Source organism: uncultured Desulfobulbus sp., assembly GCF_963662935.2.
GTDB lineage: Bacteria > Desulfobacterota > Desulfobulbia > Desulfobulbales > Desulfobulbaceae > Desulfobulbus.
Genome location: NZ_CAXXTL010000002.1, coordinates 1,917,750 through 1,942,304, shown reverse-complemented (window position 1 = coordinate 1,942,304; position 24,555 = coordinate 1,917,750). Strand labels below are relative to the sequence as shown.

Sequence of the window (24,555 nt, the reverse complement as noted above, 5' to 3'; positions counted from 1 at the left end):
CTTGCTCATGGCGCAGCCCCCCCCCCTGCGAGCCCAGGAACAAGACTGCTCTCTTTCACTGAAAACACTGCCGAATACAAGAAAGGCAACGTCTCTAAATAGTCGATGATATCCAAATGAGAAAACAACACCCCGCACATCCTGAAATACCCTTTTACAGCATTGAAATCATGAGAATAAATGAAGGGCTGGGGGAACGCTTTCTTCACACTTGCCGGTGTCTATTGATCGCAGTTGCCGCTTGCGCCCTCAATGGGTGCACCGCCGCTGTCCCCTATGCCATCTCTGCGGCCCAGATGGTGACCGCCGGGAACGCCTTGACGCAATCCGGCGGCGCTGCGGCTCAACCGGATGGAAGCTCGGCCGCAACGGCACAAGCGGCCGATGCCAGAGCGCAACAGGAGGAAGCCTTGCCCTATCAGCTGATTGCTGAAAAAAAATACGATGAAGCCCTGCCGATGTTGCGCGAAAGAGCTGATAACCACGATGCGAAAGCACAAGGCCAGCTGGCCCAGTTGTATCTTGAAGGCAATGGTGTTCCCGAGGATTACAGCAAGGCGGCGGAATGGATGCTGAAGTCAGCTGAAGGGGGATATGCTGGTTCCCAATACATGCTGGCCTGGTTCTATTACAAAGGGATAGGCGTTCCGCAAGAGTATACGAAAACCGTCGAATGGGCCGAGAAGTCGCTGGCAAAAGGGGATGCGAATGCCGCCACCTTGCTTGCCCGGCTCTACCGGCTGGGCCGAGGGGTGCCCAAAGATTACAACAAAGCCTTAGAATTATTGAACATGGCGGACAGGGCTGGAAACATCTATGCCCCCGCTTCTATTGCCTATCTGTATAAAACCGGCCAAGGGGTCTCCAGGGATTACCGCCAGGCCATCGATTGGTACTCTAAAGCCGCGGAAAAAGGCAATGTGAGCGGATGGGTTCATCTGGCCTACCTGTATGCCACCTGTCAAGAGAAGCAGTATGTCGATGGAAAAAAAGCGGTCGCCTATGCCCACAAAGCCACGGAGAAAGATCCAAACCATTTCGCAAGCTGGGCGGCACTGGCTGCTGCGTATGCGCGGAACAATGAATTTGAGAAAGCGATTGAGGCGGCCACAAAATCCGATTCCATGCTCCAGGCCAATGCGAAACTGGGTGAAGCCGAGAAGCACGACGCAAGTCGACGGGCACAGGTGCGATTAGCGGCCTATAAAGAGAGCAAAGCGTATACAGAAGACAATGAAGCGGATGAGGAAAACTGAAACGTTAAGAAAGAGACCGCTGCCAGAGCACTTTCCAGCCAGTCGATTAAAAAGTCTCGATTTCTCTCTCCAACTCAGTATATTTTAGAGCAGCACTCAACCGGCATTGAACCACGCCAGCGGTGTGAAAGAATTTTTCAAACTCAAGGGAGGAGAGATTCAATGCACGACTGCAGCAAGAGCATCCAAGCATTTTTCTTATTGACTGTTTTTGCCACTGTTTTTTTGGGGACACCTGTTTGGGCCAGGGATTATGAAACGAAGTCTCAAAAGGACGGAGGGCTGATGATTGCTGATGCCACACTCGCCAGACCGGTTGGAGCGGTCGCAACGGTCACGGGATTCGCTCTTTTTGTGGTTTCCTCTCCATTTGCAGCGCTTGGCGGCAATACACAGGAGTCCTGGGACAGCCTGGTCGCCTCTCCGGCAACGTACACCTTTAAACGCCCCTTAGGTCATTTTGACTGCGAACCGGAGCCGAATATCAAAGAAAAGGGTAACCGGTGAAGTGGCTCTTTCGGACTTTGATTTTTTTTATTTGCAGTTGCATTGAAGATGTTCGAGTCAGCTTGTCTTTTTCACGCGGTCACAATCCTTGAATTTGTCAATCCGAACGGATGTGAGGAATCTCGGGATTTCTCCCGTTCGGTCGAAATGACACCCAAGTAGACGCAACAATTCAGGATTCACATCGCGGGCATGGCCCGCTCCTACCCCAAGGGTATCGAGTTTGCTTGTAGGAGCCGGCCATGCCGGCGAACAAGGTTCAGTCTTGTGCAGCACTCTCTCCCATCCAGCCACAGATTTTTCCGGCTGTGGCCTTTATATGACAAGCTGGAATAAACACCATAGATCCGCCACCCAAAAAGCCCCTCGCCCCCTTATTTTTTGCCCAAGGCAATTGAACTCGCGCCCACCTCGCAGAATCGAGTTTCCTCAGTTTCCATTCCCCAATTCCATCCTTGCATTCTCATTGCTTATGAGCCCGCAAAATTGGGGTTATTCATCAAGAATTTTCTTAATTTTTCCAAAATCGGTTCTGTCAAGTTGAGCAAGGCCGCTTCTTCGGTCGTCATTATGTCAAGAGAAGGGTTGGCGACAAGCCCGATCCCAAGTTGATGGCAGATGTTGTTGGCCAATTTGACCAACACGAGGAGGGGATTGTCCCTGTCGTATTTATGCAGGTGATGGTCACGAGCAACAACAGCATACATTCTCGGCAATTTCATTCGAATCATCAGCCGATAGCCCTGTTTTGCATGGAGCGATTCTATAACTTCAAGCATATAATCATCGACAACCCCTAAATATTTATTATTTTTTTTATCATCGATAATTTTGAGAATGAACAATTTACCAATGTCATGAAAAAGCCCTGCGGAAAAAGCCTCGTCTTGCAAGACGCCGCAAGAGAGCGTATTTGCTAGAATACCTGCAGAAAAAGCGCAGCCAACTGAATGTTGCCACAATCTTCTCATGATGGCATCAATCGCATCATCTTGAGAACTGAACATTTTGTTATTGATGTCAGTGCAGACGATTTGCATGATCTCAGCCATACCAAGCCTGACAATGGCCGATTTGACAGTCGTTGTTTCGATCAATCCGCAGTATTTTACAGAATTAGCTATTCTTAAAACAGTACTGGAAAGCGATTGATCCTCAATAATGAATTTTTCTATAACTTTAAGATCAGGGTGATCTTTAATGAGTTCAAGTTGGATCTTCAGGGATACAGCACTAAAGACAGGTAAGGTGCCTTGATCAGATTCCAGAAGTTTATTGAGGCGATTTAAAAATATTTCCTGATTTTTCATCTGGCTCCCTTCCTTTTAACCTTTGGCGCGCACCCCCTAAGGCAACCGCGCCTATAAAAATTATGACTCATCCGGCAAATGCGTACCTGGAGGATAAACTCTGCCACTTCTAATATGAGCAGCTGTCAGGTCCCATGAGATTAGAGAAAATTTTTGAAAAAACAACGAATTGCCAGGGTTTTTAAAATTGGAATTAAGGACCATATCTGCTGAACTTCACTTGCAATCGCTTATTCCTTAGCTCCTGCTTTCCGGAGAATTCCTGCGATCTCGGGCATATTATTCCGGATCGCGAGAATAAGAGCCGTATGACCTTCCTTATCCTTTGCATGCACATCCGCTCCTCTTGCAATGAGGAGTTCCACAATCTCCCGATTGCCTTTCACTGTTTGCGAGGAGTGAGAAGCATGGACATCATGAGCTTTGACGTTCATGCTGGTCTGAGAACTTTTGAGATCCGCTTTCACACTAACAGTCACCTCCGCACCAGCTTCGCCATGGTAATTCTTGACCTCTCTGCACGCAGATATCAGTGGTGTCGTCCCGTCTTGATAGACCCTCGTGACATTCGCACCGCGATCCAGTGCTTGTTGAACCGCAACAATATCACCGAGGAGTATTGCGCTCGCCAGATCATCGTCAGGTGTAGCGGGACGAAAACAGGAAACGATAGAAACCGAAATAATCAGGAATGCTATTTGTTTGTAAATTTTTAAAAAATATCTCTCCAAGAAATTTTTCATAGTACGAGTTGGATTCAATGAGGTGATGGTGAACAAAATTCATCCAATGTGGGGTTAATTTTTTCTCTACAGTTGATTTTGCATTGTTCATGCGGAGGCGGCAGCCAAAGCCACGGCGACCGCGACCGAGGCGCCCACCATGGGATTATTACCCATACCGATAAAGCCCATCATTTCCACATGGGCGGGAACCGAGGAGGAACCGGCAAACTGGGCGTCGGAATGCATTCGCCCAAGGGTGTCAGTCATGCCATAGGAGGCCGGGCCGGCGGCCATGTTGTCGGGATGCAGAGTGCGGCCCGTACCGCCGCCGGAAGCCACGGAAAAGTACTTCTTGCCCCGCTCGATGCACTCCTTCTTGTACGTGCCGGCCACCGGATGCTGAAAACGGGTCGGATTGGTGGAGTTGCCGGTGATGGAGACATCTACCTCCTCAAGGTGGTTGATAGCCACCCCTTCACGAACGTCATCGGCGCCGTAACAGCGCACCTTGCCCCGTTCCTCGGAGGAGTAGGCGATTTCGCGAACAACACTCAGCGTGCCGGTGGCATAATCGAATTGGGTTTGCACATAGGTGAAGCCATTGATCCGGGAGATGATCTGAGCGGCATCCTTGCCCAACCCGTTGAGGATCACCCGCAATGGTTCGGTACGGGCCTTGTTAGCCGAGCGGGCCAGACCGATCGCACCTTCGGCGGCGGCAAAGGACTCGTGTCCAGCGAGGAAGGCGAAGCATTTGGTTGCCTCGGAAAGCAGCATGGAGGCCAGGTTGCCGTGCCCGATGCCCACCTTGCGCTCCTCGGCAACCGAACCGGGAATGCAAAAGGCTTGGAGGCCCTCGCCCAGAGTACGGGCGATGTCCATCGCCTTGCTCTCTCCTTTTTTACGGGCTATAGCCGCCCCCAGGGTATACGCCCAGCAGGCGTTCTCGAAGCAGATCGGCTGGATGTCCTTGACGATAGAATGGACATCGACGCCTTTGGCCTCACACAGCGCCCGAGCCTCTTCAAGGGAAGCAATGCCCCACTGCGCCAGTACCGTGTTGATTTTCTCTATTCTTCTTTCGTATCCTTCAAAAAGGGCCATGATCGGTCTCCTTATTCGTGCCGGGGATTGATGGTCCGGACCGCCTCGGCAAAGCGGCCATAGCTGCCGGTGGCATTGATCAGTGCCACATCGGCGCTGGTGCCCTGTTGAATCATCTCCATCATCTTGCCGAGATGGACGAACTCGTAGCCGATGACCTCGTCGTTGGCATCCAAGGCGAGTCGGGTCACATACCCTTCCGCCATTTCCAGGTAGCGCACACCTTTAGCCTTGGTACCGTACATGGTGCCTACCTGGCTGCGCAGCCCCTTGCCCAAATCCTCCAGTCCGGCGCCGATGGGCAACCCGCCCTCGGAAAAGGCGGTCTGGGAGCGGCCGTAGACGATCTGCAAAAACAGTTCGCGCATGGCAGTGTTGATGGCGTCGCACACCAGATCGGTGTTGAGTGCCTCAAGAATGGTTTTCCCGGGCAGGATCTCCGCCGCCATGGCCGCCGAGTGGGTCATGCCCGAGCAGCCAATCACCTCGACCAGGGCCTCCTCGATGATGCCGTCCTTGATGTTCAGGGTGAGCTTGCAGGCTCCCTGCTGGGGCGCACACCAGCCCACACCGTGGGTCAGGCCGGCGATATCCTTGATCTCCTTGGCCTGGGTCCACCGCCCTTCCTGGGGGATGGGCGCGGGGCCATGATTTGGCCCTTTGGCCACACAGGTCATGTGGTCAACTTCTGCGGAATAGAACATAGAGCCTCCCTATTTTTTTTGAAAACATTTGGCATCTTGACAACCAATCCTACTCTTTTCTCTCAGTCCACAGCAAGACAACTGTACCAGCGGTCATAAGCAGGGCAGCAAGTGCAAAGCTGAATACCGACGAAATAACTGTCCACAGCACGCCTACCATTGACTGGAAACAAATTTGGCTGTGCCGTTGACGGTGCCGAGCGCCCCGATACTCATGGTCAGCGTGTCTTGACTGACCATCTCTGCGGTGACCGTTGATTCCAGCGCTTCTTGCACGGCCATGTAATGCCCGGCTATGAAAAAGATAACGCCCATAAAAGAAACGCTTTCAATTTGAAGTAAACAAGCCAAGGCCGTCAGGACAGCTGTGAACGCACCCAGTGCATAGCCGATGACCAACGTCGACAAGTGACCGAAACGATCAGCCAGCATGCCGATGGGAAAGGATACCGCCACCTGCACTATATTACGCCAGACATACAGCAGACCAGCTACCTGGGTAGCCTGAACGACTCCCATGGACGCGGCGAGGATCAGCAGGCTGTGCGAGAAGTCGCCGACACTGAAAAGTCCCACTGCGACGAGGTAGCGTTTAAAACACAACGGCAGGTCAAGCAGGGAATGGAAGAATTTAAGTGCCGGATTGGGCGAATGCTCCGGGTCCTGCACCATGATAAAAAAGGACAGGATCGCAAGCAGACCGGGGATCACCAAGAACCAGAGAACGAAGCGGAAAGCAAAAGACGTGTCATGCCCATTCCAGCCCTGGGCCCACCCCAACAGGGCAACTCCCAGCATCGGTCCAAGGACCGCGCCGATAGTGTCCATGGCTCTATGAAAGCCAAAGGCCCGCCCCCGGGTCTCCGGACTTACCGCCTGAATGACAATTGCATCCCGCAGTGGGCCGCGTAATCCCTTGCCGAACCAGGAGACAATCGGGCCAGAAAGAATCAGAGGCCAGCCAGCTGCTAAGGCGATCAGCATCTGACCGATGGGTGTCAGGCTATACCCGACAATGACAAGCAGTTTACGATGCCCAAGCTTGTCAGCAATGTAACCGGAGAGCATCTTGGTGAAGCTGGCCACAGCATCGGCAATCCCCTCAATGGTCCCCAGCACCGCCGCCGGCAGGCCGAGGACGGCAATAATCCCCGGCAGGTTGAACGTGGTAGTTTCATAGCAGAAATCGCCTAGGGCACTGGCGATTCCGGTACCCACCACGGTTCGATTCAACCAACCTTGTGGTTGAACGGCTTGGGTCCTGGTTGCTGTCTCGGTGGAGGTTTCGATGGGCGTATTCATTTTAACCCCTCAACGATCGAAAGGATCGAAAAAGATCTGTTGAGTTGGGAGGTTATATGGGTTCAGAGTAATATTATTACTCTCCCCATAGGGCAACATATTTTAGAGTTATACGTAACAAAATAGAAGCCTGTCAACGGAAGGATTCCCAGGCCACCAAGGAAGAACCAAAAAAGACAAGGTTGACAGGTTGCCGATTGGAAAAGAAAAGCCCGGTCGAAGATGACCGGGCTTGAAGGTGAAGGCTAAAATACTGCTACGTCACTTCCAACGACGCTTCAAGCCTTGTTCCATTGAACGGCGAGAAAAGCGCCGGTTTCCAGGTTATTTTCTCTTCCGATTCTTTCTAATTCAGGAATACGCGAGACTGGATCATTTTTCTGAAAGTGGATCGCAGTTTTGCACCTACTCTTTTCAGGAACGAGCAAACGCATATCATCTGGAGATCTGAAGCAGATCTGTTGAAAGAGATCATGGCCGTTTTGGGCTTTCTTTGTTCTTTGTTCTGCCAAAGGGCTCAGACTGTTGAGGGTGGTTACAACTATCCATCCTCCCCTCCTGGTGACGCGATTACATTCAGCAAGCACCCGTCCAGCGTCATCCGCAAATTCAATCGCTGTCATGGAGTACACTTTATCAAAACAGTTGTCGGGAAACGGTAATGCGTTCATGTCAGCACAGAGACCGGAATAACTGGCATTCCCGGCACGAATCAGAGCTCTTTCCAGCATGGGGACAGACAAATCAATGCCAGTTACTTTGGCCCCGCAGCTCAAGACATCTTGGGTGAAAATACCCGTTCCGCATCCCACGTCCAGAATGCTGTCATCAGGGAGGGGATTTAAAAATTCCAGCAAAAGGGCTGATTCATATTGCCTGACAAACCGGCCTGTTGGGGTTTCAAACCAGGCGTCATATTTATCTGTCCAGGTGTCAAAGAGAGCGGTTTTCATCGTTCGGACGGAAAATGAGAGGAGGCGTTGCGGCTACGTGCAACAAGAAGCTCTGTATTCAATTTAGAAAATTCCAAAGTATGGCCAAGGTCTTCAATTGCCAGGAGATCACTTTCCGTGGGAGTTCCGGCGATCCTGCTGTGTTCCAAAACCTTTCTCCATTTGTAACCGGCCACAATTCTTTCGATTTGGGTGATGGCACCTCGCCCGTCATTGCCTGCGCAGACAAAAAGGACAAACGGTAATCCGATGGTCTTGTCCTGTGCGGATGCAAAAGTGCGATCAAAGAAATCTTTGATCATGCCGGCCATGGTCCCAAAATATTCAGGAGAACCTATGGCGATGGCATTGCAGCGCAACAGATCGTCAAGGTTGGCGTTTCCTGCTTTTTTGAGGACGACGTCAACTTCCTCCTCCTGAGCAGCGCTCTGAGCAAATCGATTGGCCATGAGTTCCATGGTCCCACTCTGTGAGTGGTAGATGACCAGGATATTCTTTTTTGTCTTCAATGCAAATCGGCTCTATGTTTGAGAGTGCTCATGGTGGACCCACGCTGCTCAAGCCTGCTGAGAACCATCCGCCATGAAGGCCTCATGAAAATGAACAAACCCCTGAGGAGGGGGCACGATCAAAGGCAAGGCGAAAAAGACCTCCGGCGGAACACCCTCAAGGACCAGCCCTGCTCTGTTCTCGAACCCGAACCGCCGGTAATACTCCGGATGCCCCACCAGGCAGCAGCCTGAGGCGTTCAGCTTGCTCAGTCGTGACAGGCCTTCGCGGATTAAAGCTGTGCCTATACCTTGCCGTTGATACTCCGGGAGCACAGAGACAGGTCCAAGGCCATACCAGTTCGGCGTATTGTCCGAGATGGTCACCGGAGAAAAGGCAACATGGCCGACAATTTTTCCCTCCAATTCCGCGACAAGCGATACGGTAAGTGCCTTGGCTGTGCGCAAGGCATCGAGGATGAACTGCTCCGTATGGCGGCTAATTTCCAGAGTCTTGAAGGCAGCGACAGTCACCTCGGCAATAACGGCCGCATCGGTATCGACTTCGTCTCTGATGACAATGTTAGGTTGCACTCGTTCACCTCTTTCATTCATTGAGTCGAGTGTACGCTTCGATCAGTTCCCGTGACCAATACCAGAGTGGGGCAATTCTGCATCAAGAAGAAAGCGAGCACTACTGGTTTCGGTGATGTCCGATTGAATCGCTGTGCCTCTTTACAGGAAAGACAGCCCAAGTGATTTCATCTTTGGTATTCGACATCGTGCCCCTGGCTTTTCAAGCCCTAAGCAAAATCCATCTGCTTCTGATAAAAAAATTGACTCACCTCTTTATTTTTCCAAAAAATTGGCCATACCGCTGTCTTGCGCCAGCGGCGCAGCCGCAGTTGCCGATAAGCACTGCCTCAGCAGGGCAATGGACGCACGAAGATGATCGACGTCGACACTAGATAGGTTGAAATCGCGCTGAAAAGTCCGAGCTTGATTCTCTGCAACCACGTCAACCTTCAAATGCCAGTCGCCTTCGCGCCAGGCGAAACGTTCGTCAGCAAACGCCTTGGAATTTTCGTATGCGTCAGCGGTCATGGGATCAACCGAGCCATTGAATTTCTGCACGCAGGGCGGCTGTAGCTTGTATTCCGGCAGCGCGCCAACCATACTGTAGAGAGTGGCGAAATTCATACCCGGCATCATCACAACCCGAATATCCAGCTTGGCTCCGGCAGAAATGGGGAACGGCCCCATTACAGGGGCAAACGGGCCAAGCGGACCAACAATTGTCCAAAAGGCTGGCGACAAGACGAACGAAGCATCCTTGCCCACTAAGGTACCACGTATTTCATTGATCGTTGTCATTGATGTGCCTGCATTCTCGACCCGCAATGACACCAGAACGAAAGGATTTCCAAAATATTGACCAACGAACAGGGGCGACGCGAGGGCCTTGACTAGTTCAGGAGGAGCCGACGTCAAGCGTATCTCAACATTCTTCATGTCCGCGGCGCTTTTGGTCATGACAGCCGGTGTCTCATAGCTGGGCGCCTTGATCTGAAGTTTGTATTCCTTGAGGACCCTATCGGGAGGCACAGTAATGTCGAATTGACCAACGCCATTCGTCGTAACAGTCGCAATGGTTATCAGGTTGATGGTTGCGCCGGCGATGGGGTCGCCCGTCGTGGACAGAACCGCCCCATGGAATATTTCACCACCGTTCATCCAGCGATCAAACGATGGTCCGAGCGTGGAGGTGAGCACACCAGCGACTAATGCCACGATTGCAGTTTGGAAGATACGGTTGATGACGAGACGATTGGTCGACGCAGAGGGAGTCCATTTTCCCGAGCGTACCAAAAGCCGTAACACGCCGAAGACAAGCAGAAGGAACAGGGCCGTTAGCTGAAGAGGTGTGCCTATTTGTTCTATTACGGAAGCCATTTAAAATTGCCCGGTTGTATCATGAGTGAATAAAAAACCAATTTTGACATATACGCGCCTTGAAAATCAGAATAGGAGATTTCTTCTTGCTTAGGATTGGCTTTCTGCCATTCCTGTAGAAGTTTATTTTTTTGTCCGGACGGAGGTTGAGGACTATTTTATCAATAAATTCAAAAATTTTTTCTTGGAGCTCAAGGTAAGATTGATATCCAAGATTCCAAATTTGATGGTTTCGTAAAAAGTCTCTTTCTGTCATTTCGACGAGCACAGCGAGGAGAGATAATGAATTGCCGTTTGCGACATGAAAACTCATCCTTGCAGTTGGAGGAGGGAGAAGAGGGGACCCAAAAATAATCAGCTATGGAACCTTGTGAATATTCCAAGGAGTGGACGATGACACCTTATGGACTATTCGATAGTCTGATCGAATGTCAAGGAAAAAGAAAACGGCAATCGACTGTCTTCATTGAAGAAATCGATTGCGGCGCCGGGAGTTGAACCCGGTACCTGGATCTGTTTTCAAAGCGTGCAGCGTATACCGGGATACTTGCGGGACACCTGAGAAATCAAGAATTAGATATCATGTCCCCGGAACTCCCCATCTGTGATGCCGAGAAAGTATGGAGTAATTAAGGGTAAATCACCACCCCTTGCTTACATTCTAAAGAAGAGGGACCACTCATTCCGAACGAATAACAACCTTTTGATAGATCTAAATTTTGAAAAGGGGTGAAAAGGTTGCGCATATGCTCTGGATATTCTTTTCCATCACGCCTATATTTTCTCCCGTTTTGCATATCTTCTATAGTCCAAGCTAATTTAGCCGCGAGAGAATCTTGGGGATAACTCGCAGAAGAGTAACTGTTCATTTTTATTGAAATAGGCGCTGTTATTCCTGCCGCCCGAAGGAAACTCTGCATGGAAAAGATTGGCTCATAGTCGATGAAGTTATGTGAGTTAAGGACCACGACAGCGAACTGATTTTTATTAAGAAATAACACCCCTTCATTCAGCTTGTTAGTAAAAGTAGTAGTTGCAATCTTTACTATCTCTGCGGTTTGGTGGTTCCTCTCAATGTCTGGAATAAATATTCGAACAAAACAGATCGTAGCAAGTACGGACAGCCTCCACAACCAGAAACCCTTTGGATCGCTAAAGCGGACTAATTTAACAAATGACACTACACCTATAAGCATAGCCATCTGCTCGGCAAGAATTCCTGGAAATAGGTACCTGGGAGTATTAGTTTCAGGCCATAATCCAGCGTAGAATATATACTGACTAGCAAAGATGGCAAGTAACCCCAAAAGAACCAGTACCTCACGATCAAACTGCAATTTTAATATTATAAGAGGTTTGTCAAGTTTGTTTCGATTATAAATCCGTACCAAAATCGTGAAAAATCCGATAATAACAATAACCCCAAGCCATATCAAAACATCCGTTCTCATTAGAAAATTTTTAATTAACTCGCTACGAGAACCAAAAGAGATATCTTGGGCATAGACATCTCGTCCGGTAATACTAAGTCGATTCAAAACAGTAAGGGTTATCCATATAATAAAAGAAAGCACTGCAACAAATAATCCTTTTTTCATATGAGAGAGTTGAGTGGTTTTTGATCCCAACAACCATAAAGGAAAAATAGCCAAAAATAAGAAGTTCTCCTTACTTCCTGCAGCAATAATGATTCCTAGCGCCAAAGTGGTACATGCCCAAACATTCCAACCTCGCCTAATTCCCTTAACCAATCCGATCCCAACTAAACATAACCCAAGGACCGCATATGTTTCCGCTGGACCAAGTCGCGCAAAAATGTCCGACCAATAAGGACGGGATAGCACAAACACCAGAAAATTCAAAGTAAGAACGGGGCCAGTGAAGCAAAGGCAAAACCAAGTCAAAGATATTGCAAAAATGACAGCTAATGTAATTCTCGCGGCATACCAATATTGGGGAACTGCGCCCCACAACGCTGTCTCAATAAAATGAAGGGTGTAATAACTAGGGCGAAAACGGGGCAACTCTGATGAAGACGACAATTCCGTTTTACTTAAGGCGGTTGGAATATCAGATAACGAAAAATGGTCTCCGGGGCCAATAGCAGAAACTATTCCATGATCATCAATAATTGACCATCGTGCACTAAAAAGTGGCCACCAACTATAAGCGGCGATGAAAATTGCGACAGTGTAACATATAACAGGACCCGAATGTCGTGCAAGTTGTGCAAAGAACCAATTCATTTACGGCGCCATAGTGTTATGGTAGCAAATGAAAGTTTTTTTGCCAACCAAGTGCGCCAAAAAACTTTGTCGATAGCGAACACTGAATGAATGAACGCTGTTCCACCTATGTTTAATAACGGAAAGGCATCTGGATTGTAGTACAAAATATATGAAAGTAAGCCAGGGTACATCTGTTTAATTTTTTCAAATCCTGCTTGTTCAAATATTAAGTCGAGGTTTTTTAATTCGAACCCCTTCTCCGTTTCCTGATCGAAAAGTGTATTCTTGTTATAAACAAGAGCCCTCGCCCGACGTGTAAGCAAGCAGTTATGCGTTGGCTCAAAGTTTAAGAAATAGCCTCCTTTAGATAGCGCGAGCGCCAATCTCTGAACGACAATAGCTGCCTTAGCAAAAACATGATGCAGCCCCCCAATTAATATAATCCAGTCAAAATTTTCGGTTCCACTATCGTAGGAAGTGGCGTCACGCAACTCAATGCAAGATTGAGGATTCTCCCGTCTCGCGATTTTGACCATTTGGTCGCTATAATCAAATCCAGAGTATTCAATATCCTTTTGAACATATCGCTTAATTATCTGCAAACCCTCACTCATGCCGCACATTGGTTCAAGCACCTTCATACCGGTAGGCGCTGAAAATTCAACATTTTTGAAAAATTCAGACCACATCAAATCTTTTAACAGGAGATGATTAGGATGCTTTCTAGCTTCAGCGTAGCGTTTGGATATTTCATTAAAGTGTTCGCGTTGTTGCTCAACAAAGTCCGTCATTGTATTTTCATTGCAAGTAGTCCAATGCCCAAGATAATCAACCCAATTCCAAGCAGATGTTGCCAAGAAATGGATTCGTTGAGAATGAAAAATCCAATCAAAGTTGTTCCTATCATTAACGCACCTGATGCTATTGGAAACGCTATGGAAAGGGGATAAACTTTCAAGATTAATAGCCAGATAACCGCACCAAATCCATATAAGGCTGCTCCTGTTATGAAACAGGGTGATGTCAAAGATAGTGCTGTCTTCAATAGGTACAGTCCAAAACAACTAACAGGAACATATACAAAAAATAAAAGACCACCGGAGATTGCTTTCAAAATAACTCTGTCTCAATGATGAAACGTGGTCGCTGCTTAACCGCATTTACTACCTCCGCCAGATACTCCCCTATAATTCCAATGCACAAGACTTGAACACCTCCTAAGAAATAGATAGGCAATGTCGTGGATGCCCAGCCAGGAACTGTGTCGCCAACTAGAAGTGTTCGACAAATAACATAAATAGCCATCAGTGCAGTGAGTCCAAATATGAGGACGCCTAGTATAGCAATTATTCGCAAAGGAAATATACTGAAAGAAGTTATACCATTCACCGCAAGCTTGAGCATTTTCCGTAAAGAGTACTTACTCACCCCTGCATTGCGCTCAACAACGTCAAAATAAACGGTTCCAGTTTTGAAACCCAACTGGACACATATAGCTCTAAGAAATAAATTAGGCTCGTTGTGAGCTGTTAACGCTTCAAGCGCGCGTTTGCTCAACAATCGGTAGTCTGCATGATTTTTGATAATAGTTACTCCCATGATAGACATTATCCGATAAAAAGCCAAGGCGGTAATTCTTTTGAAAATTCCATCAGCAACCCTGTTGTTTCGCACACCGAACACAATGTCAGCACCATTTAAGTACGACTCAATAAACTTATCCATTACATTCGGATCTTGTTGAAGGTCTGCATCAATAGATATGGAAATGTCGCATTTGTTTTTAACTGAGATGAGACCGGCTATCAATGCAGTCTGATGACCAAAATTCCTGGAAAGCTTCAGGCACCTTACACGATGCTCTTTCTTGTGTATTGAGGACAACAAATACCAAGTATTATCAGTACTGCCGTCATCAACAAAATAGAGAAAACTTTCAGTCGTTATTCTTCCTATTGATACCAGTTTATCCAGAACTCCCAAAAGAGACAACAGTGTACCTGGAATAGATTCTTGTTCGTTGAAACAAGGAATAACAATAGCAAGAACTGGTGCTGTGCAAGGAAAAGCGGGGTCAATAGACATCAAAGCAAACCTCTGAATCATACTGCATTAGTTACGATTTAACCTGGCAACTACCAGGTTTTTTTACTGGTACCTGTTGTTCCGCCTCAGTTGGAAATTCCATTTCTGCAACAACCCTGCTTGACCAAGAACTCGCCAAGTGCTGCTGGGGCTAACGGCAACGATGTCCTGATCGAGCATCATGAACGTCAACACCTTGTGTTTCCGATGCAATTTCTTCTTCAAGCTGGTGGATGCGCTGTTCCTCCACCTTCTTGGAGTTTTTGTTCTCCGCAGCAAAGGCAGCTGCTCCTTTTTCGAAAAACTGCTTTTGCCAATCATGGAATCTATTCGGCTGCAGTTGATATTCATCGCAAAGATCCGATACCGTTTCACGGCCAACCAGGTGGCGCTTGAGGATGATCACCTTCTCTTCAGAACTGTAATTGTAACGCTTCTTTCGCATGGACTTTCCTCCGTTCATGATGGTTTATCATAAACAGTTCAAAAGTCCTATTCCCGTTGAACCAAGACAGGTTCAAAGTTTTTTATACTGCCAAAATATTATTCCATTGAACGGATTGCTTGCGGCACTGGCTTGCGATGCCCTAATTAACTATGCGAACGGATGCGATTATCTTCCGGGCCACCTTGATGCACAGGCACCTCTTGTGTAATTTATTTATGATGTTGAGCAATGGCAGTGCACTGCCATTGCACGTTCGTGCCATGACAAAGTCATAACTCCAAACATGATAGGGGTGGATTAATGGGGGATTAAGAAACTAGATGCTAAGCATTGGAACCCACGATCGGGATTGAGTTGATGACTTCCTCCTTACCAAGGGGTACTCTAGCACCGAGTTATTTCCGATCATTATTTGTCACAACCATATATGATGGTCCCGCAAAAAGTCGGAGACTAAACGCGTATACACCTTATGCAGTAGCGCAACGTGAATTTTGCTGCAATATATTGAGTTTTGATATTGGCATTGAGACTTTTTAAGTCTTCATTATATATAATGTCTTTTACTAAGTGTCAATAAACGATCCCGCATGCGAGATACTGTCTCTCAATAATAGCCCTGCCTCTTGATTCCAATTTACCAGAAAGCCGGGGAGTGTTCAGAGTTCTGTGTCAGGGTTTGCGATTTTCGATCTGCCACCCAAAAGAGCGGAAGCGGAAGCCAGCTCCGAGAATGGTCCTGCAAGCTTGCTCGTCGGAGGAGTTGGCTTTTGCTGGAGCGGATTTGAAAGAATCATCTTTTTCAACAGCCAGTATACCTATCAGAGTTTCAATTCCTTATCCAACCTTCCCTCAAAAAATATCGCCAACTGAGAAATTGTCAGTGACCAGTTGTGGATTGGTATCGTCCATTTCTTGCTGGCATTCTGAATCCCCATATAGAGCAGTTTCAACAGGCTGTCTTGATTCGGTAAAGCGCCTTTGGTTTTGGTCAGCTTACGTTTGCTCACCCCAATGATTGCAATACCTTCAACCTTAAAGAAATGCCACAACGTGGACACATTCAACTAATTGATTTCTAATTAAAATTTTATCATGCTACCTTGGACGATGGAAAGATATCTTCACCCCTTTCTGATTCTTCCTTTGCTTCCTTCCATTTTTTGAATGCTGGGAACTGCGCCTCGATCTGTCGCTTCATCCAATCGATATTTTCTGAACCAGCCATTTCTTTTCCCCAATCCTGAAGTTGAGAAAAAAAGGTTTCACTTTTTCTTTCACTCCCCCTCTCCTTGCTCTCGCCAGTCAATAACCATTCAATATCAATGTCTGTATACAGACATAAGTTTGAAAGTGTTTCCGCTGCAGGTTTTGACCTGTTATTTTCAAGGCTCGAAAGTGAACCGTGTGAAATTCCAATCAAATCTGCGAACTGGACGAGGGTAAGATTTTTTCCTTTTCGGAATAATCTTATTCTTGCTCCAATTTCAGCTATTTTTTCGTTATTTTTTGTTGACATGCCAACATTCAATTTGTTTAATGTATGCATACAAACATTTACTGTTTTAACTCGATCTCTTCTATCACAAACGTAAACCAAACCCGAGGAACCCCAGGAGAGTCATGAAAAAGATCGCTCAAACCTACGATTTCCTCTCCTCCACCTGCTGCCCGAAATGCCAAGGCGAGTTTTCATCGCCTTCTGTGCGTTCTATCAAACCAGGCTACGAGCTTGTTTACGAGTGCAAACAATGCTCATCCGCGTTCGCCCTGATCCCTCTCACCACCTTCAAGCTGTGCGAATTAGTCCCAGATACCTGGGCCGCATCATTAAACAGGCAGAGCCCAACCCCATGAAACAAACCGCTCCTCACCGCAACGCGAACCAATACCAAGGCCTTGAAATGAAAACCGCAAACTCAAACAAGATAACTCAGCTCGAAATAAAGACTGTCCTTCTCATACAGAGTCAAAATTACATTTTAGTTGAATCCAAATTCCGCGCCACTGACCGCAACCTCACCATCCGACTGCGCAACCATGAAAACAAGCGGCCCTGAACTCCGTGACATCTCAGATATGCTGTGTAGCACCTGCGGCAGGCCGTTCGAAGTCACTGTGACCCAAACACCGGAAGGCGAACACGAGACCTATCTCCAGTGCTGGACCTGCTTCTGCAGCATCAAACTGCAACGACATGAACCCCGGCGAGAAAGTGCCACAGTCCACTAAGGTATAAACGAACAACTCACCAAAATCCAAAGAAAAAGAAGGAGAAACAAACCATGTCACCAGAAAAAACAGCCGACAAAAATACCGCAAAACCAGGAACCCTCTGGCTCTCGGGCCGTATCAAGGAGTCACAACAGGTGGGCACCGATAAGGATAATTTCCCGATCATCGAAACCATCTTCACCACTCCGGCCCCGGACCCTCATTCCCATCCGATCAAATACTGCATCATGTCTAAGTCCAAACTCGGGATGCCGAACGAGGATCTGTCCATTGAAGTCGAGGTCCAGTGCCGCCCGTGGAAGGATAACAAAGGCCGCTGGCACTATCCCCATTACCTGTGGGCGGTCTGATGACCAGACGTGCCCAATGTTCGAACCCATGGAGAGCCGACCGGCTTCCGGCGTCTGCCGGTGCCGGGCGGAACTCCATGGAAGGCCATTGCCCCGCCGCTCATTGCGGAGCCTCCGGGCAGATGGATGAACCAAGCACCTCTTTTTCCCTGACGTATAGCGAAAGAGGGGAGCGCCTGTGCCGGTGCGTCGCTGCCGGAATAATCACCAGGGAGCAGGCCCAAGAGATCGGCAATTACCTGTTCCCCGTACTGAGCGACTGAATACAAAAAATGAGCGGGTTTTGGGGTGCTCGCTCTTGTTGTCAATCACCCCTTGGGAGGCACTGATAATGACTTGGACACCGATTATCAGTTCCACATTTTTTGATGGTGTAAGGGCAGATATGCTCGTCTCGGTAGGCGGTATTCTTGGCCTTGCGCTTATCATTTTCGGCCTTGCCATGCTGATGATGTTCCGCCTCAGTTGGAAATGGACATTCAAGCTGTTTGCATTAAGGGGTTATGGGGAGCCGTATTATCTCCCCTTGGGGTGATTGGCCCGTAGGCACGAAGTCGTTTTTTCTTTCTCAGTTCCCGGGCTTTTTCCAGTTTTTTGTCTCGCTCTTTGAATATTTCCTGTTCTCTGCCGTTCAATTTGTCCATCGGCGCGATATATCCGATGGCGCTGTGCAACCTGACGTTGTTGTAGTGATGGATAAACCCTTCAACCATTCTTCGGGCATCGTCAAGGGAAAGCGGGACACCGGGACGAATACATTCCCCCTTGATGGTTGCGTGGAACCGTTCCAATTTGCCGTTGGACTGCGGATAATATGGCGATGTCCGCACATGCGTCATTCCCGAGATACGGATGAATTCTTTGAAATCCTTGGCAATAAATTGTGGCCCGTTATCTGAAATGATCCTTGGCCGGGCTTCGGGAAAGTGCTCCTTGGCGCGTTGCAGGATGATCTCCACATCCATTTCCGTCATCTGTTCCCTGATCTCCCAGTGGACAATGAAACGACTGCATCCATCGAGAATGCTGCACAAATAATAAAATGTGCCGCAGATGTTGATATAAGAAATGTCCACATGCCAATGGTCATGGGGCCTGAGCGGTTGCACAAAGCCGGTGCCCTTGAGGCTTTTCTTCCGGTTCCATTTCTGCAGCAACCCTGCCTGGCCTAGAACTCGCCAGGTGCTGCTGGGGCTGACGGCAACGATGTCCTGATCCAGTAGCATAAACGTCAACCGCCGATACCCCTCAAGGGGATTGTTGACAGCAAAATTGACGATCGCTGCCCGTTCCCAAGGTTCAAGCCAGAAATCCCGGGGGATCAGCCCATTATGTTCGTTGGCCTTGCCGTACCGCTTGATCCATGCATAAAACTTGCTCCTGGAAACGGCCAGCCAAGCGATGATCTCTTGCAGGGCCACTTCAGCTTTCTTGCTCCAATGCTTGCTGAAATCAACAACGGTATCACGTGTATCATGAGGAACCCAGCTACCATTCAGAGCTCCCCAAGTTCTTTTTTTAACTGGATATGCTCCTCCAGCAACTCGGAAAGAACTTCATGTTTCCGACGCAATTTATCTTCAAGCTGATGGATTCGTTGTTCTTGTACCTTCTTGGAGTCTTTGTTTTCTAGGGCAAAAGCAGCAGCTCCCTTTTCGAAAAACTGCTTTTGCCAACCGTAGAATGTATTCGGCTGCAGTTGGTATTCATCGCAGAGATCCGATACCGTTTCCCGGCCAACCAGGTGGCGCTTGAGGATGATTACCTTCTCTTCAGGGCTGTAGTTGTGACGTTTCTTTCGCATGGACTTTCCTCCGTTCATAATGGTTTATCATGAACAGCTCAAAAGTCCTATTCCCGTTGAACCAAGACAATGAGGGTCATCCGCTAAACAAGGTCAAACCGCAAGCATAAGGAGAAAACCATGCAAGCACTTTTCGACGCAGTCAACATCACCGGAGTTACCACCAACGTTTCCACCCTGCTGATCGGCTTTATCGGCATCGGCCTGCTCTTCCTCGGCTATGCCTATGTGAAGCGCACCATGCACGCTGGTAAAGGCGCCTGATCAACCCGGGGAGGGGTTTCCCCTCCCCATTTTCCTGGACTAAAACCATGCCGCAAGTCGATCCCATGTCCTATCTGATTGAAGCTGTCGGTCGCTTGACGGGCGGCTTGATCACGGATCTGCAGACCTTGTTTCTCGGCATGGTGGTCTGCTCGTTCATCCTCATGGCCTTGGATCTGCTCAAGGATGTCTTGCTTTCTCCGGTGGCTTCCTCTCAACGGGCTCGGGAAATCTACCACGATATCCGGTTCAAATCTCTGCCCGCCGCTCCGACTGTCTACAACAGCCCCGTATCCGAACGCCAGGATATCGAAATCTCACCTTTGCGCCAGTATGAGCTTGATCTGGCCTATCGCGGCGCGGACAGCCTGCCGGAAAGCGAAATCTCCATCTATGACCAGAAACAAAACACCTGGGAACGGGACGGGGTGGAACTGTCCGAGGATCGTTACCAGGAACTTGATAACGCCATGAGGCGCTGACATGACACTTAATCTTACCGCCTACGGTATGGGGCTTGGCCTGGTGCTGATCGGCTGGATCGCTGGCCTCGTGGTTAGCTACGTGTTTTCGCTTATTCGCGGCGTGGGGAACCTGGGATGACCGCCGCCGAACTCACCACCATCCTGGAGAATATCACCCTGCAGCTCGGGGATATCATGTCGTTTGGCCTGGGGGCGCTCTGCGCCATCGCCTTTGTGATTGCCGCGCATACGAGGTGGGACCAATGATCCAGCTGCCTGAAGGCTTTGATGCCGCTGCCCTGTTCTCCGAGTTGTTGCAACTGGCCGCACCCTTTGCCGGGATCGCCTTGCTGATTGCCTGCGGCTTCCTGATCAACCGAATGCTCAAGAAGGCACCACAATGAACCAGATTCCGTCTTTCCCCCTGATCCGGCGCTGGGCCTTACTGATCGCCTTTATCGGCCTCTGTTTCCTCATCGGCCTTTTGAAAAGGATACTGCTATGAAACTCCTGCTCTTCTACGCCCTCGGCGTCTACCTGATTTTTTTTATTACCGGCACTCACCTCAACAACGCTCACGGCGGCGGCCTGCCGGCGCAAACCAACGGCTTTCCTACCATCCGGAGCACAGAATACCCCAAGCATATTGAACCGGCCAAATCCTGCGGCGAATACCTGAGCGTTTGCGAGAAGTCCTGCAGCAACCGGGGCGACCTGTTCCGCTTCCTCTGCCTGGGTCAAGGGTTCAACCCCGAGTCGCAACGTTACCGCTGCCAGTGCGGCGATGATGCGTTTGGGCAACAGGTGGTGAAGGCAGCAGACCGCAACACCGAGAAGCGGGAGCCGGGGAAATGAAACGGTTCATCCTGCTCTTTATCATTTGTTCGCTTGTCATGCTTCCGGCTCGGTCCCATGCAGGTACTGCCCTCGCCATTGTTGGCGCTGCTGCTGTCGGTGCCTCTATGCTTGCCGCTTCTACCGGTCAATATTATGTCAAAACTGGTCAGATGCCGGAATATGTTTCCGCCACTGCTGGCGCGGTTGCTTCTGCCGCCGATAAACTTTTTCAGCCGTCATATCTAGCCGTTGGCCCTATGGCTCTTGTGACTGCTGCTTCTTTCCCTTCAATATCTTCCAGTTATCTTGGCAAAAATGCTTCTCTTGGGATTTCTGTTGGTGATCTGATTGATTATGTTCGTGGTAATCCAGGTGCTGCACCTGCTTTGCAAGACGCTGTCGAAGCTAATACTGGCCCTTCTATCTACCCATCAACTCAGTTTCATGTTGATGCTGTTATTGAATTGAGCAATCAGTCTTTCCGCCTTGCCACTACTTTTGTTGGTACTGGTTTTAAAGAATCCCTATCTGGAATGGCTGCTTTTACAGGGCACCCTGTTATTAACGGTTCAGACGGCTATTATTACGCATATACTTCAACGCAACTTTACCGCATTGGTCCTTGGTGGGCTGATAATCGCTTTTATGTTGACGTCTGTAACCTTGTAACAACTACAGCCGAGCCCACTATTTTACCTGAAGCTGGTGCGGTTGATTATGCCAATCTTAAAAATAACGTACTAGCCGCCCCGACTCCAGCTATTGCATCTGGTGTTCAAGCTGCTATTCGAGCCGCTTCTATAAACGACGTCACCACCGCTGAAGAGGCTCCACCTGTTGCCGTTTCCGCTACCACTACTCCGAAAATCACGCAGGCCGAAATTAACGACCTCTTAGCCCAGAACACCGCCGCCGTGGCTAACGCTGCCGCTGTTGCCGCTCAAGCTGTTGCTGCTGCTAATCCCACCGATGCAGCCGCCCAGATTGCTGCCCAACAAGCCGCCGTTACTGCTGCCCAAGCTGCCGCCGCCGCTGCCGATGCTGCTCAAAATCCAGCCGAAGAAACAGAAGTGCCACAAGCTGAAACGTTTCCCGCCGTAACTTCCGCCGCTTTTGAAGATGCTTACGATCCCGGCAACTTTGACATTCCGGAACGGTTCACCTCGTTCCTCAACACCGTTAAATCCTCGGGCCTCTTCTCGTTCTCTTCCAGCTTCTTCAACTCCCTGCCCGGTGGCGGTTCCCCGGTCTACGAAATCGAAGCCGGACAGTACGGCCACCATACCATCGACCTGAGTCAAACCCTTTCCACTGGCCTGGCTGTTCTTAAGACCATCCTTCTGGCCTGCTTCGGCTTCCTGTCGATCCGGGCCGTGATCATGAAGAGGTAGATATGAGCGGATTCGGCGTCATTATCGGTTGGCTGCGGACGTTCTGGGGATGGGTGGAAACCGGGTTTCTCTGGATTCTCGATGGCTTCATCCTTCTGCTCCAGTTCGTGGTCTTTACCATCTTCGACGGGCTGCTCTCGGTGGTTGAAACCGCCCTGGCCGCCGTTGATCTCTCTTCGATCCTGTTCAACTACGCGGCCACCTGGTCCCATCTGCCGACGCAACTCATTTGGCTGATCAATGCCGTGGGGCTGCCTCAATGCTTTGCCATTCTTGGCGCTGCCTACCTGATCCGGTTGGCTCTTAATCTCATCCCGAGTTGGGCAACCAGGGTGTAACCATGATTATCGGATTTGCCGGAACTCCCGGCTCAGGCAAGACTTACGAAGCGGTGAAGAAAATCACCGATAACCTGCAATGGGGCCGAGTGGTCTATACCAACATCGACGGCATGTCCGATCCGGAATGTCTGGAGATGATCAAGAGCTATTGCGGGCTTTCTGATCTTGCCTTGGTCAAACAGCTGCATTTTCTCGAAGAAAACCAGGTGGCTGATTTCTGGATGCATGTGCAGCCGGGATCATTAATTGTGCTCGATGAAGTCCAGAAGGTTTTCGGTTCCAGGGAATGGGCGAGCGCCAAGAACAACGCCTTTGCTTCCTGGGCCTCGACCCACCGGCACAACGGTTTTGATGTGGTGCTGATCTCTCAGGCGGTGGAACGGATTGATTCCGCCGTTCGGTCACTCTTGGAATGGACCTATGTTTATCGCAAGGTCAATTTCTTCGGCAGTGCGATTCAACGGAAATACCTCTGCTCTTCCTACGGCGGCGGCGACACCAACGGTTCTCCGCTCAAGAAGTCGGTGCGGACCTATAACGCCAAGGTGTTCCTTTGCTATAAGTCCTACGTCGCCAGTGATGTCAAGGAGCTGGGGATCATGCAGCATGTCAACGTGCTCAAGCATCCGGTGTTCTTTGCTATCCCCATTGTCCTTTTTTTCACCCTGTACATGCTCTTTGCCAAGTCCAGCCTCGGCACCGGCGACCTGTTCGGCTCCAAGCAGGCCATGGCCTCCTATGAGCAGCGCAAAGGCAAGCAACCCGTAGCAAGCACATCAAAAAGTTCCCCCGCTGCCGTCCGGCTCGATTCGATCATGCCCATGGATCGCGGCGGCCAGGTCGTTTTCACCAACCGGAAAAAGGAGACTCCATGAAAGCCTTCCCCTCGTTTCTCTTCTTTGCCTCCATGCTCCTGGCCGGGGCGTTGGTCTTTGGTTTGTCCGGCTGCTCTTCCGAACCGTTAAAAGAGCTTCGACCAGCGGTCAGTCAACCGGCAAAAACCGAAGCTGCCGAGCCTGTGGACAATCCAGCGCCTCCGGTGGCCAAGAAAGACGGTCCGGTTTCAGTTGATTTTGACAAGGTGCCGCTCTCAGATGTGGTGCTGTTTGTCACCAACCAGACCGGAAAGGGGTTCATTCTTAACGGCGCCGGAGAAAAAACCGTTTCCTGGATCGAATACAACATCCCCCGCGAGAAGCTGTTCGACTCCTTTGCCCATGCTCTGGCTTCCGCCGACCTGGTGCTGAAATCCACCACCGACGAAAAGACCGTCTTTACCATCGAACGGGCCGAAGATATCCGGGTTCCCTTCAAACTGGATTTCGCCACCTCCAGCCGGGGCACCTTCTTCCTCCTCGGCTCCACCATCTACCCCCAAGACTCCTTTCCTCATCAGGTCAAATACGATGGCGGCCACTGGTACGCGCTGATCCCGAAGACCGTGGCTGACCAGCTCAATTCAACAGATGGGAAACCCGATGGCAAGATCTGAGACACGGCCGCGACGCGGCGGCCGGAAAGCCGCGCTGCAGTTGCCTGTTGTTCTGCAAAGCAGGAAAAAACCTGGTCTTGCAAAACGAAAAAAGGGGGAAGCGTGCCCTCAAGCTTAGCGGCCCTTTTTTCGTCGTCTTACAAGCAACCAAGGGGAGCACTAGGGGCTTCTTCTGTACCGACTCGCCGGTTCGCGGCGGAACGCGCTCTTGATCTGTTCGCCGCAGGCGGAAATCAGGGGCGGCGCGTGCCGGTCAGAAATCCCCTCGTTGTTTAATAGTTTCACCTAAAACCTGGCTTGTGACGTTGGACATG

General features: G+C 49.5%; 31 protein-coding genes and 2 pseudogenes. 15 read left to right on the top strand and 18 right to left on the bottom strand.

All coding sequences use genetic code 11. The features are described from left to right. Nucleotides 1-317 precede the first annotated feature (317 nt). Complete coding sequence (locus tag ACHZCX_RS12940; RefSeq protein ID WP_319587631.1) at nt 318-1,256, top strand: tetratricopeptide repeat protein; 939 nt, start codon at nt 318-320, stop codon at nt 1,254-1,256. A gap of 285 nt (nt 1,257-1,541) precedes the next feature. Further along, entirely contained in the window at nt 1,542-1,763 is a 222-nt protein-coding gene (locus ACHZCX_RS12935) for a hypothetical protein (RefSeq protein ID WP_394708791.1), read from the top strand. Between the two features lie 470 nt (nt 1,764-2,233). On the opposite strand, the gene ACHZCX_RS12930 is transcribed toward ACHZCX_RS12935, so the two are convergent. The 16 genes and pseudogenes from ACHZCX_RS12930 to ACHZCX_RS12855 all read right to left on the bottom strand — a co-directional run bounded on the left by ACHZCX_RS12930 (nt 2,234) and on the right by ACHZCX_RS12855 (nt 16,582). Continuing rightward, a complete protein-coding gene (locus tag ACHZCX_RS12930) occupies nt 2,234-3,073 on the bottom strand; it encodes an HDOD domain-containing protein (protein WP_319587629.1) in 840 nt (279 codons plus the stop codon). 230 nt (nt 3,074-3,303) lie between these two features. Then, the gene (locus ACHZCX_RS12925; protein WP_319587628.1) at nt 3,304-3,852 is read right to left on the bottom strand and encodes an ankyrin repeat domain-containing protein; all 549 of its coding nucleotides are present in this window, start codon (nt 3,850-3,852) and stop codon (nt 3,304-3,306) included. A gap of 51 nt (nt 3,853-3,903) precedes the next feature. After that, nucleotides 3,904-4,902, bottom strand: a complete 999-nt coding sequence (locus tag ACHZCX_RS12920) for a GGGtGRT protein (RefSeq protein ID WP_319587627.1) — start codon at nt 4,900-4,902, stop codon at nt 3,904-3,906. 11 nt (nt 4,903-4,913) lie between these two features. Continuing rightward, a complete protein-coding gene (locus ACHZCX_RS12915; RefSeq protein WP_319587626.1) occupies nt 4,914-5,606 on the bottom strand; it encodes a hypothetical protein in 693 nt (230 codons plus the stop codon). Nucleotides 5,607-5,655: 49 nt separating this feature from the next. After that, nucleotides 5,656-6,908: pseudogene (locus tag ACHZCX_RS12910) on the bottom strand (MFS transporter). Nucleotides 6,909-7,186: 278 nt separating this feature from the next. Beyond that, nucleotides 7,187-7,861, bottom strand: coding sequence for a methyltransferase domain-containing protein (locus ACHZCX_RS12905; protein WP_319587624.1), 675 nt, complete (start codon nt 7,859-7,861; stop codon nt 7,187-7,189). Further along, entirely contained in the window at nt 7,858-8,370 is a 513-nt protein-coding gene (locus ACHZCX_RS12900) for an NAD(P)H-dependent oxidoreductase (RefSeq protein ID WP_319587623.1), read from the bottom strand. Before ACHZCX_RS12900 ends, ACHZCX_RS12905 begins: the two co-directional genes overlap by 4 nt. A 48-nt stretch (nt 8,371-8,418) precedes the next feature. Beyond that, on the bottom strand, nt 8,419-8,943 hold the full coding sequence (locus ACHZCX_RS12895) for an N-acetyltransferase (protein ID WP_319587622.1): 525 nt from the start codon (nt 8,941-8,943) through the stop codon (nt 8,419-8,421). 255 nt (nt 8,944-9,198) lie between these two features. Next, complete coding sequence (locus tag ACHZCX_RS12890; RefSeq protein WP_319587621.1) at nt 9,199-10,302, bottom strand: carboxypeptidase-like regulatory domain-containing protein; 1,104 nt, start codon at nt 10,300-10,302, stop codon at nt 9,199-9,201. Between the two features lie 629 nt (nt 10,303-10,931). After that, nucleotides 10,932-12,548 carry a hypothetical protein gene (locus ACHZCX_RS12885; RefSeq protein ID WP_319587620.1) on the bottom strand — a complete coding sequence of 539 codons (1,617 nt, stop codon included), beginning with the start codon at nt 12,546-12,548 and terminating at the stop codon, nt 10,932-10,934. After that, on the bottom strand, nt 12,545-13,321 hold the full coding sequence (locus tag ACHZCX_RS12880; RefSeq protein WP_319587619.1) for a class I SAM-dependent methyltransferase: 777 nt from the start codon (nt 13,319-13,321) through the stop codon (nt 12,545-12,547). Before ACHZCX_RS12880 ends, ACHZCX_RS12885 begins: the two co-directional genes overlap by 4 nt. Continuing rightward, entirely contained in the window at nt 13,318-13,644 is a 327-nt protein-coding gene (locus tag ACHZCX_RS12875) for a hypothetical protein (RefSeq protein ID WP_319587618.1), read from the bottom strand. Before ACHZCX_RS12875 ends, ACHZCX_RS12880 begins: the two co-directional genes overlap by 4 nt. Further along, nucleotides 13,641-14,615 carry a glycosyltransferase family 2 protein gene (locus tag ACHZCX_RS12870; protein ID WP_319587617.1) on the bottom strand — a complete coding sequence of 325 codons (975 nt, stop codon included), beginning with the start codon at nt 14,613-14,615 and terminating at the stop codon, nt 13,641-13,643. The genes ACHZCX_RS12875 and ACHZCX_RS12870 overlap by 4 nt, the downstream gene beginning before the upstream one ends. Before the next feature lie 151 nt (nt 14,616-14,766). Beyond that, nucleotides 14,767-15,078: a transposase gene (locus ACHZCX_RS12865; protein ID WP_319587616.1), complete on the bottom strand. Its 312-nt coding sequence runs from the start codon at nt 15,076-15,078 to the stop codon at nt 14,767-14,769. An 806-nt stretch (nt 15,079-15,884) separates the two neighbouring features. Then, nucleotides 15,885-16,064: pseudogene (locus tag ACHZCX_RS12860) on the bottom strand (hypothetical protein); the annotation flags it as partial. 92 nt (nt 16,065-16,156) lie between these two features. Then, entirely contained in the window at nt 16,157-16,582 is a 426-nt protein-coding gene (locus ACHZCX_RS12855; RefSeq protein WP_319587615.1) for a helix-turn-helix transcriptional regulator, read from the bottom strand. A 104-nt stretch (nt 16,583-16,686) separates the two neighbouring features. On the opposite strand from ACHZCX_RS12855, the gene ACHZCX_RS12850 reads away from it, so the two are divergent. The 4 genes from ACHZCX_RS12850 (at nt 16,687) to ACHZCX_RS12835 (ending at nt 17,911) form a co-directional block, all read left to right on the top strand. Continuing rightward, a complete protein-coding gene (locus ACHZCX_RS12850; RefSeq protein ID WP_319587614.1) occupies nt 16,687-16,920 on the top strand; it encodes a hypothetical protein in 234 nt (77 codons plus the stop codon). Continuing rightward, on the top strand, nt 16,917-17,123 hold the full coding sequence (locus tag ACHZCX_RS12845; RefSeq protein WP_319587613.1) for a hypothetical protein: 207 nt from the start codon (nt 16,917-16,919) through the stop codon (nt 17,121-17,123). The genes ACHZCX_RS12850 and ACHZCX_RS12845 overlap by 4 nt, the downstream gene beginning before the upstream one ends. Nucleotides 17,124-17,348: 225 nt before the next feature. Beyond that, a complete protein-coding gene (locus ACHZCX_RS12840) occupies nt 17,349-17,648 on the top strand; it encodes a hypothetical protein (protein ID WP_319585997.1) in 300 nt (99 codons plus the stop codon). Nucleotides 17,649-17,770: 122 nt separating this feature from the next. Then, nucleotides 17,771-17,911 (top strand): hypothetical protein, encoded by a 141-nt coding sequence (locus tag ACHZCX_RS12835; protein WP_319585998.1) that lies wholly within the window; start codon nt 17,771-17,773, stop codon nt 17,909-17,911. A 216-nt stretch (nt 17,912-18,127) separates the two neighbouring features. Here the strand turns inward: ACHZCX_RS12835 and ACHZCX_RS12830 are convergent, their stop codons facing one another. Beyond that, complete coding sequence (locus ACHZCX_RS12830; RefSeq protein WP_319585350.1) at nt 18,128-19,069, bottom strand: IS3 family transposase; 942 nt, start codon at nt 19,067-19,069, stop codon at nt 18,128-18,130. A gap of 74 nt (nt 19,070-19,143) precedes the next feature. Then, nucleotides 19,144-19,470, bottom strand: coding sequence for a transposase (locus ACHZCX_RS12825; protein WP_319585208.1), 327 nt, complete (start codon nt 19,468-19,470; stop codon nt 19,144-19,146). Between the two features lie 102 nt (nt 19,471-19,572). Between ACHZCX_RS12825 and ACHZCX_RS12820 the strand changes: the two genes are divergently transcribed. The 9 genes from ACHZCX_RS12820 to ACHZCX_RS12780 all read left to right on the top strand — a co-directional run bounded on the left by ACHZCX_RS12820 (nt 19,573) and on the right by ACHZCX_RS12780 (nt 24,241). Continuing rightward, nucleotides 19,573-19,716 carry a hypothetical protein gene (locus tag ACHZCX_RS12820; protein ID WP_319586000.1) on the top strand — a complete coding sequence of 48 codons (144 nt, stop codon included), beginning with the start codon at nt 19,573-19,575 and terminating at the stop codon, nt 19,714-19,716. A 47-nt stretch (nt 19,717-19,763) separates the two neighbouring features. After that, nucleotides 19,764-20,198 (top strand): hypothetical protein, encoded by a 435-nt coding sequence (locus ACHZCX_RS12815; protein ID WP_319586001.1) that lies wholly within the window; start codon nt 19,764-19,766, stop codon nt 20,196-20,198. 117 nt (nt 20,199-20,315) lie between these two features. Further along, a complete protein-coding gene (locus ACHZCX_RS12810) occupies nt 20,316-20,447 on the top strand; it encodes a hypothetical protein (RefSeq protein WP_319586002.1) in 132 nt (43 codons plus the stop codon). Further along, nucleotides 20,444-20,584 carry a hypothetical protein gene (locus tag ACHZCX_RS12805; RefSeq protein WP_319586003.1) on the top strand — a complete coding sequence of 47 codons (141 nt, stop codon included), beginning with the start codon at nt 20,444-20,446 and terminating at the stop codon, nt 20,582-20,584. The genes ACHZCX_RS12810 and ACHZCX_RS12805 overlap by 4 nt, the downstream gene beginning before the upstream one ends. 97 nt (nt 20,585-20,681) lie before the next feature. Further along, a complete protein-coding gene (locus ACHZCX_RS12800; protein ID WP_319586004.1) occupies nt 20,682-21,035 on the top strand; it encodes a hypothetical protein in 354 nt (117 codons plus the stop codon). Further along, a complete protein-coding gene (locus ACHZCX_RS12795; RefSeq protein WP_319586005.1) occupies nt 21,032-22,408 on the top strand; it encodes a hypothetical protein in 1,377 nt (458 codons plus the stop codon). Before ACHZCX_RS12800 ends, ACHZCX_RS12795 begins: the two co-directional genes overlap by 4 nt. A 2-nt stretch (nt 22,409-22,410) precedes the next feature. Continuing rightward, the gene (locus tag ACHZCX_RS12790) at nt 22,411-22,746 is read left to right on the top strand and encodes a hypothetical protein (RefSeq protein WP_319586006.1); all 336 of its coding nucleotides are present in this window, start codon (nt 22,411-22,413) and stop codon (nt 22,744-22,746) included. A 2-nt stretch (nt 22,747-22,748) separates the two neighbouring features. Next, the gene (locus ACHZCX_RS12785; protein ID WP_319587612.1) at nt 22,749-23,624 is read left to right on the top strand and encodes a zonular occludens toxin domain-containing protein; all 876 of its coding nucleotides are present in this window, start codon (nt 22,749-22,751) and stop codon (nt 23,622-23,624) included. Continuing rightward, complete coding sequence (locus tag ACHZCX_RS12780) at nt 23,621-24,241, top strand: hypothetical protein (protein ID WP_319587611.1); 621 nt, start codon at nt 23,621-23,623, stop codon at nt 24,239-24,241. The genes ACHZCX_RS12785 and ACHZCX_RS12780 overlap by 4 nt, the downstream gene beginning before the upstream one ends. The last annotated feature ends 314 nt before the right edge of the window (nt 24,242-24,555 follow it).

Bases quoted from the DNA above. Each gene is read 5' to 3' on its own strand.
- ACHZCX_RS12890 (WP_319587621.1), bottom strand. From the start codon at position 10,302: ATGGCTTCCGTAATAGAACAAATAGGCACACCTCTTCAGCTAACGGCC.
- ACHZCX_RS12880 (WP_319587619.1), bottom strand. From the start codon at position 13,321: ATGACGGACTTTGTTGAGCAACAACGCGAACACTTTAATGAAATATCC.
- ACHZCX_RS12840 (WP_319585997.1), top strand. From the start codon at position 17,349: ATGTCACCAGAAAAAACAGCCGACAAAAATACCGCAAAACCAGGAACC.
- ACHZCX_RS12810 (WP_319586002.1), top strand. From the start codon at position 20,316: ATGACCGCCGCCGAACTCACCACCATCCTGGAGAATATCACCCTGCAG.
- ACHZCX_RS12820 (WP_319586000.1), top strand. From the start codon at position 19,573: ATGCAAGCACTTTTCGACGCAGTCAACATCACCGGAGTTACCACCAAC.
- ACHZCX_RS12905 (WP_319587624.1), bottom strand. From the start codon at position 7,861: ATGAAAACCGCTCTCTTTGACACCTGGACAGATAAATATGACGCCTGG.
- ACHZCX_RS12795 (WP_319586005.1), top strand. From the start codon at position 21,032: ATGAAACGGTTCATCCTGCTCTTTATCATTTGTTCGCTTGTCATGCTT.
- ACHZCX_RS12870 (WP_319587617.1), bottom strand. From the start codon at position 14,615: ATGTCTATTGACCCCGCTTTTCCTTGCACAGCACCAGTTCTTGCTATT.
- ACHZCX_RS12850 (WP_319587614.1), top strand. From the start codon at position 16,687: ATGAAAAAGATCGCTCAAACCTACGATTTCCTCTCCTCCACCTGCTGC.
- ACHZCX_RS12805 (WP_319586003.1), top strand. From the start codon at position 20,444: ATGATCCAGCTGCCTGAAGGCTTTGATGCCGCTGCCCTGTTCTCCGAG.
- ACHZCX_RS12815 (WP_319586001.1), top strand. From the start codon at position 19,764: ATGCCGCAAGTCGATCCCATGTCCTATCTGATTGAAGCTGTCGGTCGC.
- ACHZCX_RS12845 (WP_319587613.1), top strand. From the start codon at position 16,917: ATGAAACAAACCGCTCCTCACCGCAACGCGAACCAATACCAAGGCCTT.
- ACHZCX_RS12935 (WP_394708791.1), top strand. From the start codon at position 1,542: ATGATTGCTGATGCCACACTCGCCAGACCGGTTGGAGCGGTCGCAACG.
- ACHZCX_RS12825 (WP_319585208.1), bottom strand. From the start codon at position 19,470: ATGAACGGAGGAAAGTCCATGCGAAAGAAACGTCACAACTACAGCCCT.
- ACHZCX_RS12835 (WP_319585998.1), top strand. From the start codon at position 17,771: ATGGATGAACCAAGCACCTCTTTTTCCCTGACGTATAGCGAAAGAGGG.
- ACHZCX_RS12785 (WP_319587612.1), top strand. From the start codon at position 22,749: ATGATTATCGGATTTGCCGGAACTCCCGGCTCAGGCAAGACTTACGAA.
- ACHZCX_RS12865 (WP_319587616.1), bottom strand. From the start codon at position 15,078: ATGAACGGAGGAAAGTCCATGCGAAAGAAGCGTTACAATTACAGTTCT.
- ACHZCX_RS12855 (WP_319587615.1), bottom strand. From the start codon at position 16,582: ATGTCAACAAAAAATAACGAAAAAATAGCTGAAATTGGAGCAAGAATA.
- ACHZCX_RS12930 (WP_319587629.1), bottom strand. From the start codon at position 3,073: ATGAAAAATCAGGAAATATTTTTAAATCGCCTCAATAAACTTCTGGAA.
- ACHZCX_RS12885 (WP_319587620.1), bottom strand. From the start codon at position 12,548: ATGAATTGGTTCTTTGCACAACTTGCACGACATTCGGGTCCTGTTATA.
- ACHZCX_RS12920 (WP_319587627.1), bottom strand. From the start codon at position 4,902: ATGGCCCTTTTTGAAGGATACGAAAGAAGAATAGAGAAAATCAACACG.
- ACHZCX_RS12790 (WP_319586006.1), top strand. From the start codon at position 22,411: ATGAGCGGATTCGGCGTCATTATCGGTTGGCTGCGGACGTTCTGGGGA.
- ACHZCX_RS12915 (WP_319587626.1), bottom strand. From the start codon at position 5,606: ATGTTCTATTCCGCAGAAGTTGACCACATGACCTGTGTGGCCAAAGGG.
- ACHZCX_RS12780 (WP_319587611.1), top strand. From the start codon at position 23,621: ATGAAAGCCTTCCCCTCGTTTCTCTTCTTTGCCTCCATGCTCCTGGCC.
- ACHZCX_RS12800 (WP_319586004.1), top strand. From the start codon at position 20,682: ATGAAACTCCTGCTCTTCTACGCCCTCGGCGTCTACCTGATTTTTTTT.